This window comes from Mesorhizobium sp. M0227, from assembly GCF_040321855.1.
GTDB lineage: Bacteria > Pseudomonadota > Alphaproteobacteria > Rhizobiales > Rhizobiaceae > Mesorhizobium.
In genome coordinates this window covers 78,533-93,444 of record NZ_JAMYSJ010000013.1, presented here as the reverse complement: position 1 = coordinate 93,444, position 14,912 = coordinate 78,533, and the positions used below count along the sequence as shown (strand labels likewise).

General features: G+C 63.4%; 8 protein-coding genes. 4 read left to right on the top strand and 4 right to left on the bottom strand.

What is annotated here, in order from left to right:
• Positions 1–4 precede the first annotated feature (4 nt).
• On the top strand, positions 5–820 hold the full coding sequence (locus NKJ00_RS19205) for a helix-turn-helix domain-containing protein (RefSeq protein WP_352630802.1): 816 nt from the start codon (positions 5–7) through the stop codon (positions 818–820).
• A gap of 214 nt (positions 821–1,034) precedes the next feature.
• On the opposite strand, the gene NKJ00_RS19200 is transcribed toward NKJ00_RS19205, so the two are convergent.
• Positions 1,035–2,012, bottom strand: coding sequence for a DMT family transporter (locus tag NKJ00_RS19200; protein ID WP_352630800.1), 978 nt, complete (start codon positions 2,010–2,012; stop codon positions 1,035–1,037).
• A complete protein-coding gene (locus tag NKJ00_RS19195) occupies positions 2,009–4,315 on the bottom strand; it encodes a xanthine dehydrogenase family protein molybdopterin-binding subunit (protein ID WP_352630798.1) in 2,307 nt (768 codons plus the stop codon). The genes NKJ00_RS19200 and NKJ00_RS19195 overlap by 4 nt, the downstream gene beginning before the upstream one ends.
• Before the next feature lie 156 nt (positions 4,316–4,471).
• Between NKJ00_RS19195 and pepN the strand changes: the two genes are divergently transcribed.
• The 3 genes from pepN to NKJ00_RS19180 all read left to right on the top strand — a co-directional run bounded on the left by pepN (position 4,472) and on the right by NKJ00_RS19180 (position 9,987).
• Positions 4,472–7,117: an aminopeptidase N gene (pepN, locus tag NKJ00_RS19190; RefSeq protein ID WP_352630795.1), complete on the top strand. Its 2,646-nt coding sequence runs from the start codon at positions 4,472–4,474 to the stop codon at positions 7,115–7,117.
• A gap of 181 nt (positions 7,118–7,298) precedes the next feature.
• Positions 7,299–9,620, top strand: a complete 2,322-nt coding sequence (locus NKJ00_RS19185; RefSeq protein ID WP_352630793.1) for a PAS domain-containing sensor histidine kinase — start codon at positions 7,299–7,301, stop codon at positions 9,618–9,620.
• A 106-nt stretch (positions 9,621–9,726) separates the two neighbouring features.
• Positions 9,727–9,987, top strand: coding sequence for a type II toxin-antitoxin system prevent-host-death family antitoxin (locus tag NKJ00_RS19180; protein WP_023812822.1), 261 nt, complete (start codon positions 9,727–9,729; stop codon positions 9,985–9,987).
• Between the two features lie 485 nt (positions 9,988–10,472).
• Here NKJ00_RS19180 and NKJ00_RS19175 read toward each other — a convergent pair whose 3' ends face one another.
• The gene (locus NKJ00_RS19175; protein ID WP_352609845.1) at positions 10,473–13,433 is read right to left on the bottom strand and encodes a bifunctional [glutamine synthetase] adenylyltransferase/[glutamine synthetase]-adenylyl-L-tyrosine phosphorylase; all 2,961 of its coding nucleotides are present in this window, start codon (positions 13,431–13,433) and stop codon (positions 10,473–10,475) included.
• On the bottom strand, positions 13,433–14,911 hold the full coding sequence (locus tag NKJ00_RS19170) for a sensor histidine kinase (protein WP_352609846.1): 1,479 nt from the start codon (positions 14,909–14,911) through the stop codon (positions 13,433–13,435). The genes NKJ00_RS19175 and NKJ00_RS19170 overlap by 1 nt, the downstream gene beginning before the upstream one ends.
• Between the last annotated feature and the right edge of the window lies 1 nt (position 14,912).

Genomic DNA, 14,912 nt, shown 5'->3' with positions numbered 1-14,912 from the left:
CCTCATGACAACACCCCAAACGTCCGCCGGCAGCCTCATTCGCGAATGGCGCACCCGCCGCCGCATGTCGCAGCTCGACCTCGCCATGGAGGCCGAGATCTCGCAGCGGCATCTGAGCTTCGTCGAAAGCGGCCGCGCCGCGCCCTCGCGCGACATGGTGCTGCATCTGGCCGAGCAATTGTCGATACCGCTGAGGCAACGCAATCAATTGCTGCTCGCCGCCGGTTTTGCGCCCAGCTTCGGCGAACGCTCCCTGACCGACACGACGCTGGCGCCGGCGATGGCGGCCGTCGAGATCGTCCTCAAAGGCCACGAGCCTTTCCCGGCACTCGCCGTCGACCGCCACTGGAACCTGGTTTCGGCCAATGCCGCCATTGCACCCTTCCTTGACGATGTCAGCGAGGCTTCGCTGCTGACGCCGCCGGTCAACGTGCTTCGCCTCAGCCTGCATCCCGGCGGCATCGCACCGCGCATCGTCAACCTTCAGGAATGGCGAACGCATCTGCTCGAGCGCCTGAAACACCAGAACGATGCCAGCGGCGACGAGGTGCTGATCGAACTCGAGCGTGAGCTAAGGACTTATCCGTCCGGCTTGAAAGGCAGCCGGCCGACACCGGTCGAGCCAAATGCCATCGTACACCCGCTCAGGCTGGCCTATGGCGATCAGGTGCTGTCATTCATCAGCACCATCACCGTGTTCGGCACGCCGCTCGACGTGACGCTGTCGGAACTGGCGATCGAATCGTTTTTCCCGGCCGATGAGCAGACGAGGACTGTGCTGGTGCGATTGGCGAAGGAACGGGCTGCGAAGGTGTCGTAGTCGGCAAGGCCGAGGGACAGCACCCCCCTCTGTCCTGCCGGACATCTCCCCCGCAAGGAGGGAGATTGGCAGCTCAACCGCTGGCTCTCGCTTTCAATGTTGGTGATTGGCGAAAGCCGATGTGACATCTGATCTCCCCCCTTGCGGGGGAGATGGCCGGCAGGCCAGAGGGGGGTGTAAAGGATCGCCAGCTTTTCAAGCTTCGTTTAAATAGTCACCCCTGCGGCGACGCCGCCTTGCGCGTGCGGGTGCGCTCCAGGCCAAGCTGGCGTTCGCGCCAGATGATGAAGATGCCGGCGGCGACGACGATCAGGCCGCCGACAAGCATATGGAGCGTGGCGACGTCGCCGAAGACGAGATAGCCGACGACGACGCCGAGGATCATCGAGGTGTATTCGAACGGCGCCACCACCGAGGCCTCGGCATGGCGATAGGCCGCCGTCATCAGGATCTGGCCGAGGCCGCCGCAGAAGCCGGCGGCAACAAGGAGAGCTGCCTGGAGCGGCGTCAGCGCCTGCCAGCCGAATGGCAGCGACAGCAGCGACATGACGCTCGCCGTCACCGAAAACCACAGCACGATGGTCGCTGTGCGCTCGCTTTGCACGAGATTGCGCACCAAGAGCATGGCGACGGCCGAGATCGCCGCCGCGACAAGAGCGGCCATGACGCCGAGCACTTCCTGGTCGTCGAGCGCCTCGTCTGAACTCAGCAGCGTCAGTTCCGGCCAGGAGATGATCAGCACGCCGACCAGGCCGACCGCGACCGCACTCCAGCGATAGACACGGATGGCCTCGCCGAGGAAGATGGAGCTGAACACCACCACCAGCAGCGGCTGCGCGTAGTTCAGCGTGATCGCTTCCGGCAGCGGCAGTCGGGTCAACGCAAAAAAGCCGAGCCCCATGGCGCAGACGCCGACCAGGCCGCGGGCGATGTGGTTGAACGGACGCCTGGTGGTGAAGGCAGTGCCGAGTTCTTTCCTGAAAGCCAGGAAGGCGATGATCGGGAAGATGGCGAAGAAAGAGCGGAAGAAGACAATCTGGCCGGCCGGAACCGTGCCTGCGGCTTTGATGCAGGTCTGCATGCCGACGAAGACCGCCACCGACACGATCTTGAGCATGATGCCGGTAAGCGTGTCGTGCCCGCCGGCATCATCGCTGGCTGTGGCCGGGGGGCTGCCGGGGCCTGCTGTCACGCTCCCGACGCTTCTCGGATCGTCGCCCAGATACGCGCGGGCGTTGCCGGCATGTCGATGTGCTTGACGCCATAAGCGCGCCAGAGCGCGTCGGTCACCGCATTGAGTGCCGCCGGGGTCGAGCCGATGGTGCCGGCCTCGCCCGCGCCTTTGATGCCGAGTGCATTGGTGGTCGAAGGCACGTTGCGGGTCTCGAAATGGAAGAACGGGAAATTGTCGGCGCGCGGCATGGCGTAATCCATGAAGCTCGCCGTCAAAAGCTGTCCATCCTCGCCATAGATAGTGTCTTCGGTCAGTGCCTGGCCGATACCTTGCACGACGCCGCCATGCACCTGGCCGGCGAGCAGGATCGGGTTCACGGTGACGCCGAAATCGTCGACGATGGTGTAGCGGACGATCTCGGTCGCGCCGGTGTCGGGATCGATCTCGATCTCGCAGATATGGGTGCCGTTGGGATAGGTGCATTCGTCCTGCACGAACTCGCCAAAGCCCTTGAGATCGTCCGGCGTCTTGGCGGCCTTGGCGATAGCGGAAAAATCGAGCGAGCGATCGGTGCCGACGATGCGGGCGACACCGTCGGACAATTCGATGTCGCCGGCAGAAGCCTCCAGTTCGTCGGCTGCGATGCGCTTGATCTTGTTGGCCAGATCCTCGCCCGCGCGGGAAGCCGATACACCTCCCAGCGGAATGGAGCGCGAGCCGCCGGTGCCGCCGCCGGCCTTCAGCTCATCGGTATCGCCCTGGCGGACATGAATCTTGTCGATGTCGAGATTGAGCTTTTCCGACAGGAACTGCGCATAGGCGGTGGCGTGTCCCTGCCCGTTGGTCTGGGTGCCGATCTTCAGCGTCACCGTGCCGTCGCCATTGAGTTCGACGAAGGCCGGTTCGGAGCCCGGAAAGGCACAGGCCTCGATATAGGTCGCCATGCCGAGGCCGCGGATTTTTCCGCCGGCCTTCGATTGCGCCAGCCGCTCCGGAAACGCTTTCCATTCGGATTGCTCGATGGCGCGCTCCATATGGCCTTCGAATTCACCGGTGTCGTAGAGGCGGCCGGTTTGCGTCCGGTAGGGAAATTGCTCCGGCCGGATGAAGTTGCGGCGGCGGATCTCCTCGACAGGCAGGCCGAGATCGTGGGCGCAGGCATCGACCAGCTTTTCCAGCAGGAAGGCTGCTTCCGGTCGGCCGGCACCGCGATAGGCATCGACCGGGCAGGTGTTGGTGTAGAGGCCGGTCACCGAGACGTCGAGCGCCTGGATATCATAGACACCGGTCGACATGGTGACGCCGATATAGGGGATGAACGGACCGTATTGCGAGATATAGGCGCCGATGTTGGCGAGCAGGTCCACCTTCATGCCGAGAAAGCGGCCGTCCTTGTCCAGCGCCATTTCGGCCGTGACGAAATTGTCGCGCCCTTGCGCGTCGGTCAGGAAGTGTTCCGTGCGGTCGCCGGCCCATTTCACCGGGCGGCCAAGCCGCTTTGCCGCTTCCAGCACCAGCGGATATTCGCGGTAGACGAAGCTCTTCGGCCCGAAACCACCGCCGACATCAGGCGTGATGACGCGCAGCTGGTCTTTCTTGATCTTGAACACGCTGGCCAGGATATACTGCATGGAGTGCACGCCTTGCGACCCGGTGGTCAGCACGAAGCGCTTCTCCTCGACGTTCCATTCGCCGATCGCGGAGCGCGGCTCCATGTAGTTGCACACCAGCCGGTTGTTGACGAACTCGATGCGGGTGACATGGGCGGCCTTGGCGAAAGCCGCTTCGGTCTTTTTCTTGTCGCCCATGTGGTAGCTGAAGGCGCGGTTGGAACCAAGCTCCGGCCAGACCAGCGGCGTGCCTTCGGCAAGTGCATTTGCCGTCCCCGAGGCCGCGTCTTCGCCGTCATAGTCGACATCGATCAGTTCGGCGGCATCCTGCGCCAAGGCTCGGCTGTCGGCGACGACGAAGGCAACGGCATCGCCGACATAGTTGACGCGGTCGCGGCACAGGATCGGGATGTCGCGCGTCGGAGCCTTGGTGCCGTCCGGCTGTTCCTGCATGACGCCGGATTTCAGATCGCCGAGATGGGCAAGATCCTTGCCGGTCAGCACCAGATGGACGCCAGGTGCCGCCTTCGCCGCCTCGGTCGAACCGATGGTGAAGCTGGCCTTGGCGACCGGCGAGCGCAGGACATAGCCATGCAGGACGCCAGCCGGCTGGATGTCGTCGGTATAGCGGCCCTGGCCCTGGATGAAGGCGGCATCCTCGCGCCGCAGCACGGATGCGCCCATGCCGAATTTCGGTGTGACGACGGTCATGGATGCCTCGTGATGATGACAGGAGAAGGAACGCCTGAAATAGGCATTGCCTCAGTTTTGTCGAGGGGCGGTTTCGTGTAAAGAGCGCGGACTTTAAATTTCTTGGACCAGCGGACACAATCCGCCGCCAACGCAATCGACAGGAAAACCCACGGAATGCGCACGGACACCGGCCAGGTCTTCAAACTCGAAGACTATCGCCCCAACGACTACCTCATTCCGAAAACCGACCTTACCTTCCGCCTTTCGCCAGACGCAACGCGTGTCACCGCCGTGCTCACGATAGAGCGTCGTGACGACGTCTCCGTGTCGGCACCGCTGGTGCTCGACGGCGACGGGCTGACCCTCAAGCGCATAGAGATCGACGGCAACAAGGTAAAGCCGGCGGATCTGCTGGCGACGCCCGATCAACTGACCATCCTCAAGCCGCCGGCGGCGCGTCGCTTCCAGTTGCTCATAGAGACCGAGGTGGCGCCGGCCGGCAACGAAGCCCTGATGGGCCTCTACCGCTCGAGCCATGTCTACTGCACGCAATGCGAAGCCGAGGGCTTTCGCCGCATCACCTATTTCCTCGATCGTCCCGACATCCTGTCCGTCTACACGGTGCGCATAGAGGCAATACGTGACGAAGCGCCGCTGCTCCTGTCCAACGGCAACCCGGTCGACAGGGGCGACCTCGGCGACGGCTGGCACTATGCAGTGTGGCACGACCCTTTCCCCAAGCCGTCCTATTTGTTCGCGCTGGTGGCCGGCAATCTCGGCCAGCTTGCGGACAGTTTCGTCACGCTATCGGGCCGCACGATCGAACTCGGCATCTATGTCGAGCCCGGCAAGGAGAACCTGGCCGGCTACGCGATGGATGCTCTGAAGCGGTCGATGAAATGGGACGAGGAGGCGTTCGGCCGCGAATACGATCTCGACGTCTTCAACATCGTCGCCGTGTCCGACTTCAACATGGGCGCGATGGAGAACAAGGGCCTTAACATCTTCAACGACAAATATGTGCTGGCCGACCGGGAGACCGCGACGGACGCCGATTTCGCCAATATCGAGGCGATCATCGCGCATGAGTATTTCCACAATTGGACAGGCAACAGAATCACTTGCCGCGACTGGTTCCAGCTCTGCCTGAAGGAAGGCCTGACGGTTTTCCGCGATCACGAATTCTCTGCCGACCAGCGTTCGCGCGCGGTCAAGCGCATCGCCGAAGTGCGCACCTTGCGCGCCCACCAGTTTCCCGAGGACCAAGGTCCGCTGGCGCATCCGGTGCGGCCGCGCCGCTACCGCGAAATCAACAATTTTTACACCGCGACGGTCTACGAGAAGGGCTCCGAAGTGGTGCGCATGATCCGCACAATTCTCGGTGCCGACGTCTTTCGCGCCGGCATGGACCTCTATTTCGAGCGGCACGACGGTGACGCGGCGACGATCGAGGATTTCATCAAGGTGTTCGAGGATGCGTCCGGCCGCGACCTGTCGCAGTTCGCGCTCTGGTATCATCAGGCGGGAACGCCGAACCTGACGATCAGTTCGACGCACAATCCGGCCGCGCAAGAATTCACGCTCGAAATCGAGCAGTCGGTGCCGCCGACACCGTCCGAAAGCCGCAAGCGGCTGATGCACATCCCGCTGGCTTTCGGCCTGATCGGCGCCGGCGGCAAGCCTGTGCCGTATAGCGGCGTCGAAGGCGCCAGCGTCGAGGACGGCGTCATCCATATCCGCAAGCGTCGCCACACGGTGCGGTTCTCAGGCGTCACCGAGCGCCCGGCCGTGTCGCTCAACCGCGGCTTTTCGGCGCCGGTGACATTGTCCGTCGAGCAGAAAGCCGACGACCAGTTCTTTCTCGCCCGCCATGACAGCGACGCCTTCTCGCGCTGGCAGGCCTTCAACACATTGCTGACTGATGCACTGATATCAGCCTTCCGCGAGGTCCTCGGCGGCAAGCAGCCGGCCTTTGCACCGCGGCTGATCGAACTCGCCGGCAGCATCGCCGGTGACGAGACGCTGGAGCCGGCCTATCGAGCACTGGCGCTGGCATTGCCCGGCGAAGCCGACATCGCCCGCGACATCGGCAGGAACATCGACCCCGATGCCATCTATGCCGCTCGCGAGGCACTGGCGTTGGCGATCGGCACTGCGAACCGGGACGTTTTTTCGGGCCTCTACCGCAGCCTTGCCGACAGAGAAGCGTTCAGCCCCGACGCGGCGAGCGCCGGACGACGCGCCTTGCGCAACACCTTGCTGGATTATCTGTCGCTGCAGCCGGGTGGAGCAGCACTCGCCGCCGGGCATTTCCAGTCGGCGACCAACATGACCGACCGCGCGGCAGCACTTGCCGTGCTCGCGCATCGTCACCACGGTTCGCCCGAGACGGTCGAGGCGCTGGCGGCTTTCGAGACGACCTATGGGTCCGACCCGCTGGTCATGGACAAATGGTTCCAGATCCAGGCCAGCGTTCCGGGGCCGCAAACCGTCGACACCGTGAAGGCCCTGACCAACCACCCGGCCTTCTCGATGGGCAATCCAAATCGAGTTCGCTCGCTGATCGGCACCTTCTCCAGCGCCAACCAGACCGGCTTCCATCGTGCTGACGGCGAAGGCTACTGGTTCTTTGCTCAGACTGTGCTCGAGGTCGAAAAACGCAACCCGCAAGTGGCGGCAAGGCTGGCGACGGCGCTCAGATCGTGGCGTTCGCTCGAACCTTTGCGGCAAGCCAAGGCCAGGGAAGCGCTGCTGTCGATCGCCGGCGCCGAAAACCTGTCGGCGGATCTGCGCGATATCGTCGAGCGCACGCTGGCGTAGGGAGAGCGATCTCCCCCTTGTGGGGGAGATCGACCATTTTGGCGTTATTTTAGTCGATTTTTAATCTTTTTTCGCCGGACCACTGGACAAGGCGAATCACCTTTGATTCTTTACTGACGATTCGGATGTGCGGCGTTTGCCGGATCACCAAGCAGCATAGGCAATTCGGGGAGTGCCATTTATGGCGAAGGCGGACGCGTGGGGCGCGCCCGGAGGGACGGTTTTTGCGCATCGCGAGACGCGCGGCGACGGTCTTGCCGGGAATACGCGGCTCATCGCCGAACCGGCCTACCGGCGGCTTCTGGCCGCCGAGCCGCTGCTGCGCCGATCAATACCCGCCCTCATCATCACATTCCTGATCGTCATCGCGGCGCTGCGCGTGCTGTCACTGATGAACGAGCGCGACGATGTCGAGCGCAATGCCAAGGCGATCCTGACGCTGGCGGCGGGCCAGCTGGCCAGTTCGCTCGCCACCACCTCGGAAACGGCGCCCGGCGCCATACAGGATCTGCTGGAGACCACCAGCCGACAGGGCGCGATGGGCCGCAGCCATGTGCTTGTCATCACCGACAGCGCTTTCAAGATCGTCGCGGTGACGCCGCGCTCGATGTCATGGCAGGGCCATTCGCTGGACGGCCTCGTCGAGGGCGGCCAGCCCTTGTTCATGTTCGGCGATCGTGCCGGCGTCATGGACGTCAACATCGACGGACGGGACTGGTACGCGGCGGTCAGCCTGGCGAATGGCGGCAGGGGCGCATCGGCGGCCCTGGTGCCACAGGACGCGGTTTTCGATGCCTGGCGCAAGACCGTTTCGCTGAACGTCACCCTGTTCGTGCTGACGGCCGGCGTGCTGATCGTCATCCTCTACGCTTATTTCGGCCAGGCCGCGCGTGCGCAGGCGGCCGACCGCATCTACCTCGAAGCGCATCAGCGCATCGACATGGCGCTGGTTCGCGGCCGCTGCGGCCTGTGGGACTGGGACATGGTGCGCGGCAAGATGTACTGGTCGCGCTCGATGTACGACATGCTCGGCTACAAGCCGTGCGAAACGATGCTGTCCTTCGGCGAGGTCGATCAGATCATCCATCCCGAGGACGGCGACCTGTTTGAACTCGCCAACAGAATTGTCGCACGCGAGATCGACCATATCGACCAGGTGTTCCGGATGCGGCATTCCGACGGCCAATGGGTCTGGATGCGCGCGCGGGCACAAGTCATCGATCCGGAGGCCCCGGAGATCCAGTTGATCGGCATCGCCGTCGACGTCACCGAACAGCGTCATCTGGCGCTGCGTTCCGAGGCGGCCGACCTTCGCCTCAGAACGGCGATCGAGAACATCAACGAATCCTTCGTGCTGTGGGATTCGACGCAGCGCCTGATCATGTGCAATTCCAAATACCAGCAGGACAACGGGCTTTCGGACCGCGACGTGATGCCGGGCACCGCGCGCGCGGCGCTGGAAGAACGCATGCTGGCCTTTGCTTCCGAACGGCGGCTTGCCCACACCAGCGGCCTGCAGGGCGGCGCCACTTTCGAGCGGCAGCTGGCCGATGGCCGCTGGCTGCAGGTCAACGAACTGAAGACCCGGGACGGCGGCATCGTCTCGGTCGGCTCCGACATCACCCAGATCAAGCTGCACCAGGAGAAGCTGGTCGACAGCGAGCGACGGCTGATGGCAACGATCCATGATCTCAGCCTCGCGCGGCGGGCCGAAGAGGAGCGTTCGCGCGAACTGGTCGACCTCAACCGCAAATACATGAAGGAAACCGAACGCGCCGAAGCGGCGAACCGGGCCAAATCCGAATTCCTGGCCAACATGTCGCATGAGTTGCGCACGCCGCTGAACGCCATCATCGGCTTCTCCGAACTGATGGAACAAGGGCTGTTCGGCCCGCTCGGATCGGAGCGCTACGAGGAATATGCCACCGACATCAACAGCAGCGGAAAATATCTGCTGGGCGTCATCAACGACATTCTCGACATGTCCAAGATCGAGGCCGGCCAATTCTCGCTGGACCGGGAAGAGATCGATCTTGGCCCGCTGATCAGCGAAACGGTTCGCGTCGTCTCGCTGCAGGCGGCGCAAAAGGCCATCACCGTGGAAACGCGCATTGCCGATGCGCTGACGCTGGTCGCCGATCGCCGCGCGATCAAGCAGATCGTCATCAACCTTTTGTCCAATGCGGTGAAATTCACCGGCCAGGGCGGCCACATATCGGTCAGGGCCCGCAACACATCCGGCGCGCTGGTGCTGACGATCGAGGACAATGGCTGCGGCATTCCCAAGGAGGCGCTCGGCAAGCTAGGACGGCCCTTCGAGCAGGTGCAGAACCAGTTCTCCAAGAGCCATGCCGGGTCTGGCCTTGGCCTTGCCATCTCACGTTCGCTGGCCGAGCTTCAGGGCGGCGCGCTGAAGATCCGGTCGAGCGAAGGTGTCGGCACGATCGTGTCGGTGCGCATTCCGGTGAAGAGGGCCGTGCCGGCGATCAAGGTTGCAGCGTGAATATTTTATCACCATCCCAGGCCTGATCCACCTCATGGACGCGAGGTGAACGCTTTGACAAAGTTATCTATTTTATCCACCTTAGATAAGAAAGGTAGACTTTGTCATGCGAGTGACTTCAACAGAATTCCAGCAGAATGTCGGGCGTTTTCAGGACGCTGCCCAGCGTGCGCCGGTCGCAATCACAAAGAATGGCCGGACCCACACGGTACTCCTGTCGGCGGCGATGTTCGAGGTGTTGGTCAAGGGACGAGTCGCCCGTAACGCGGAAGAACTGGATGATGAGACGCTGAACGCCATCGCCGAAAGCGCCGTACCGAGCGAATATGCCGGGCTCGATGCGATGCTCAAAGACTGGACACCGTGAGCCTGCCCAAACCTATCCCGGGTCTGGTGATTTCCTATTCTTACCTCTGGGTGAGAGAACACGAAAGGGTGCCGAAGAAGGTCGCAAAAACCGACCATGCGCCATTGTCGCCGCGCGCCGGGTCGTGGAGGGCCGTGAAGTCATAACGGTCGTTCCGGTCACACACTCGCCACCGGCTGATCCTGCCGATGCAGTAGAAATACCTGCGCCACTCAAAGCCCATCTCGGCCTCGATGACACGCCGTCATGGATCGTCGTGACCGAAACCAATGACTTCCTCTGGCCGGGTCCCGATCTCAGGCCCATCGCGGGAAGCAAACCGTCCCGATTCGACTATGGTATGCTGCCGCCGCGCTTCTACGCCTATCTGCGGGAGAGAATTTTGCAGGCTCACGCACGCCGCGCGCTCCGGCAGATTCGGCGAACAGAGTAGCTGCATGAGACTGGAAAACACGAAACGTCTTCAATTCCAAGGGACGATCGCTTCACGGTGATCCCGAACGAAACAAAAGATCAAAGTCCTTCCTGACCTTCTGCGACGTCTCCTTGAGGTGTGCTTCCAGCACACCGAAATCCGGCAAGTCGGTCACCGCCAGAAGCAGATCCGAAAGCCCCGGCGGAACGTCGTCGCGCTCGAAGGCTCCGGTGAGGCACAGCCGCGTCATCTGGGTCAGTGCAAGATAGAGCGCGTAGGCATCGCCAAGCTCCTGCCTTATCCCGGCATCGGCGAAGCCCGATGCAAGGCGCGACAGGATCTCGGCGGTGCCGGTGGCGCGGCGCCCGGTCTCGACGTGCCCGGTGATGACGGCCACCTGGGCGATGAATTCCAGATCGATCAATCCTCCGGGAATAAGCTTGATGTCCCAGAGATCGCGCGGCGGCTTTTCCTTCTCGATCATACCCCGCATGTCCGCAGCCTCGGCCATCACCTTGGCGGCGTCGCGCGGCTGTCCAAGCACCGTCGCCACTTCCGCTTCAACCTCGCCGCACAGGCTGGCGTCGCCGGCAATGGCGCGGGCGCGGGCCAGCGCCATGTGTTCCCAGGTCCAAGCTTCCTGGCGCTGGTATTTCTTGAAGGCATCGATATGGGTGGCCACCGGCCCCTTGTTGCCGGACGGCCGCAGGCGCAGGTCGAGTTCGTAGAGCACCCCCTCCGCCGTCGGCGCGGACACCGCCGCGATCAGCCTTTGCGTCATGCGGGTGTAGTAATGCGAAGGCGCCAGCGGCTTGTCGCCGTTGGACTCTTCGGCATCCGGCGCGTGGTCGTAGAGCAGGATCAGGTCGACATCCGATCCGGCAGTCAACTCGCGGCTGCCGAGCTTGCCCATGCCGAGCAGCGAAACCACGCCGCCGGCAATGATGCCGTGGCGTGCCGCGAATTCGGCCGTCACCGCCTTCAACGCAGCCTCGATGGTGAGATCCGCCAGATCGGAAAAGGCGCGGCCGGCCCGCGCCGGATCGATCGAGCCGGCGAGCAGCCGGACACCAATCAGGAATTTCTGCTCGGAGGCAAAAATGCGCAGCCGGTCGAGCACATCCTCGTAAAGTCGGTCGCCCTCGACGAAGGCGGAAAGCCGCGCCGACAGATAGGCGCGGTCCGGTAGTTCGGTGAGCAAGGCCGGGTCGAGCAAACCATCGAAGACATGCGGCCTGCGGGTGATGATCGCCGCCAGCCGGGGGGCGGCCCCCATGATCGTCGCCAGAAGCTTCAGCAGGGCAGGATTGGACTGCAGCAGGGAGAACAGCTGGATGCCAGCCGGCAGGCCGGCGAGAAACTCGTCGAAGCGCATCAGAGCTTCGTCGGCCCGGCGCGTCTGGCCGAAGGCGCGCAGCAGCGCCGGCGTCAGTTCCGTCAGCCGCTCGCGTGCCTCCGCCGACTGGGTGAGGCGATAGCGGCCGAAATGCCAGCCACGGATGACGCGGCAGATGTCGCTTGGCCGCTGAAAGCCGAGCCCGTGCAAGGTCTGCAGCGTATCGGGATCGTCGACATCGCCGGTGAAGACCAGGTTGCCGATGCCGGTCGATAGTTCGGGTGCTGTTTCGAACAGTGCCGCGTAGTGGCGTTCGACCTGCTGCAGCGAGGCACGGAACGCTTGGGAAAAGGCAGAAGCGTCGGCAAAGGCGAGCATGCGGGCGATGCGCTCCAGGCCTTCATCATCTTCCGGCAGTGTGTGCGTCTGCTCGTCGGCAACCATCTGCACGGCATGTTCGACGCGGCGCAGGAACCAGTACTGGCGGGCAAGCGCATCGCGCGCCTCGGTGGTGATCCAGCCGCGGGTCGCAAGCTCACCGAGCATCGGCACGGTCTCGCGGCCACGCAGTTCAGGGAAGCGTCCGCCGGCGATGAGCTGCTGGGTCTGGACGAAGAACTCGATCTCTCGAATGCCGCCGCGGCCAAGCTTAACGTTGTGGCCTTTGACCGCAATCTCGCCATGGCCCTTGTGGGCGTGGATCTGGCGCTTGATCGAATGGACGTCGGCAATCGCCGCGTAGTCCATGTATTTGCGCCAGATATAGGGCTGCAACTCCTTGAGGAAGGCCGCACCCGCGGCCAGATCGCCTGCCACCGGGCGTGCCTTGATCATCGCGGCGCGCTCCCAGTTCTGGCCGCGTGCCTCATAGTAGCGCAATGCCGCCTCGACCGGGATCGCCAGCGGTGTCGAACCGGGGTCTGGGCGCAGTCTCAGATCGGTGCGGAAGACATAACCGTGTTCGGTGCGGTCCTGCAGGATGCGCACCAGGCGGCGCGTCAGCCTCGAAAACAACTCGGTGGCGTCGAGCGGATCGACGACGGCGGGCGCTTCCGGATCGAAGAAAACCACCAGATCGATGTCGGAGGAAAAATTCAGCTCATGCGCGCCGAGCTTGCCCATGCCGAGCAGGATCCAGCCCGACTGTTTCGACGGATTGCCGACATCCGGCAGTTTGAGTTTGCCCTGGCCATGCGCGTCACGCAGCAGGAAGTCGACGGCCGCACGGGTGCAGGCGTCTGCAAGATCGCTCAATCGCCGGACCGTCAGCGCCGTTTCGGCCTCGCCGGCAAGATCGGCCAGCGCGATCAGGAAATGCGCCTCCGCCTTCCACTGGCGCAGCTCCATCATCAGGCCGGATTCCGAGACTGCTTCGGTTAGATGCACCTGGTCGATGGCGGCGCCGATCGCCTTCAGCCGAGCCTCGATCGTCTGCTCGAACAGCCCGTCCAGGATTTGCGGCCGGCGACGTGCGGTATCACGCAGGAACGGCGACAGATCGAAGACGGCGGCAAGGAAATCCTGGCCCTCCCCTTTGCCTGCCAGGAACTTGGCCAGCCGCGTCAGTCCTTCTTCGCGCGCGGCGGAAGCGATCTCGGCCAGTTCCAACCGCGCACGGTCCTTGTCGAGCGGAGCAAGCTTGGCAGCCGGCTTCAGCAGCCATCCAGTCTCCACCCGCTTCGCTGCAGTGCTCATCAGTGATCCTCCCGAGCCGGGAAACTCATGACCACGGATAGTCCAGGATTGCCAGGCAAGAGTTCAAGCCGGCCATTGTGGAACGTCATGACCGCCTTGGCGAGGCTGAGGCCAAGACCGGAACCCGGCTGCGAACGGCTCTTCTCCAGCCGCACGAAACGTTCCGTGGCGCGCGCGCGGTCGCCATCGTCGGGAATGCCGTGTCCATTGTCGGTAACCGACAGGCGAACGTCCGCACCGGCTCGCTCGAGCGTGACGCGCACCGCCGGCTGGGCATTGGCGCCGGTGGAATATTTGATGGCGTTGTCGACGATGTTCGACAGCGCCTGACCGATCAGTTCGCGGTTGCCGTTGACGGACACCGCCTCGCGCGCGTCTGCTTCCAGTGACACGCCTGCCTCTTCCGCCACCGGCTCGTAGAGTTCGACGACATCGCGCACGGCCTCCGCCAGATCGACGCGGTTGGTGTTCTCCGAGGAGTAGCCAGCCTCCAGCCGGGAGATCATCAGGATGGCGTTGAAGGTTTTTATCAACTGGTCTGACTCGGCAATGGTGCCTTCCAGCGCCTGCCGGTAATCGGTGGGCTTTTGCTTGCCCGAAAGCGTCGCTTCGGCCCGATTGCGCAGCCGGGTCAGCGGCGTCTTCAGATCATGCGCGATGTTGTCGGAAACCTGCTTCAGGCCTTCATTCAGCGCGGCGATCCTGGCCAGCATGGCATTGAGATTTTCGGAGAGCCGGTCGAACTCATCGCCAACCCCCGTCACCGGCAGCCTGCCCGACAGATCGCCGCCCATAATGCGGCGGCTGGCTTCCGACACGCTGTCGATGCGCTTCAGCGCGGCGCGGCCGACAAAAAACCAGATCAGCAATCCGCCCAGCCCCATCATGCCGAGCGCCAGCATCAGCGCACGGCGGATGACCGCACGAAACCGCTCCGGCTCGCCAAGGTCGCGGCCGACCAGCATGATCATCTGGTTCGGCAGCCGCAGCACCAGCGCTATGGCGTTGTGGCCCTTTTCGCCCTGCGCCTGCGCATCGTTCTGCTCGGATTGGGTGGTGGTACCCTGCTCGGCGGGAAGGTTGCGCAGGCGCTCGAGCTCTCCCTCGCCAAAGCGCTGATAAGAGAACGGACTGCTGGTCCAGCCTTCGTTCTCGAGAACGCCCGGCTCCAGGCTCTGCACATTGCCGGTCAGGATTTGGCCGTTGGCGTCGGCGATCAGGTAAAGGTTGGCGCCGGGCTGGCGCGAGCGCTGTTCCACCACGCGCACCAGGATCGGCAGGCCACCGCGCTGGTACGCGCGGGCAAGGCCGAGCACTTCGTCATTGATGGTCTCCTGCGTCTGCGCGGTCAGCATTCGCGCCGACAGCGACGTCATGTAGAAGACGAGCGCCACCGCGCACAGCGCGAAGAGCAGGAAGTAGAGCGCCGAAAGCCGCGCTGCCGTCGTCTTCATGATGGCTGGCACGGAAAGAGCCATG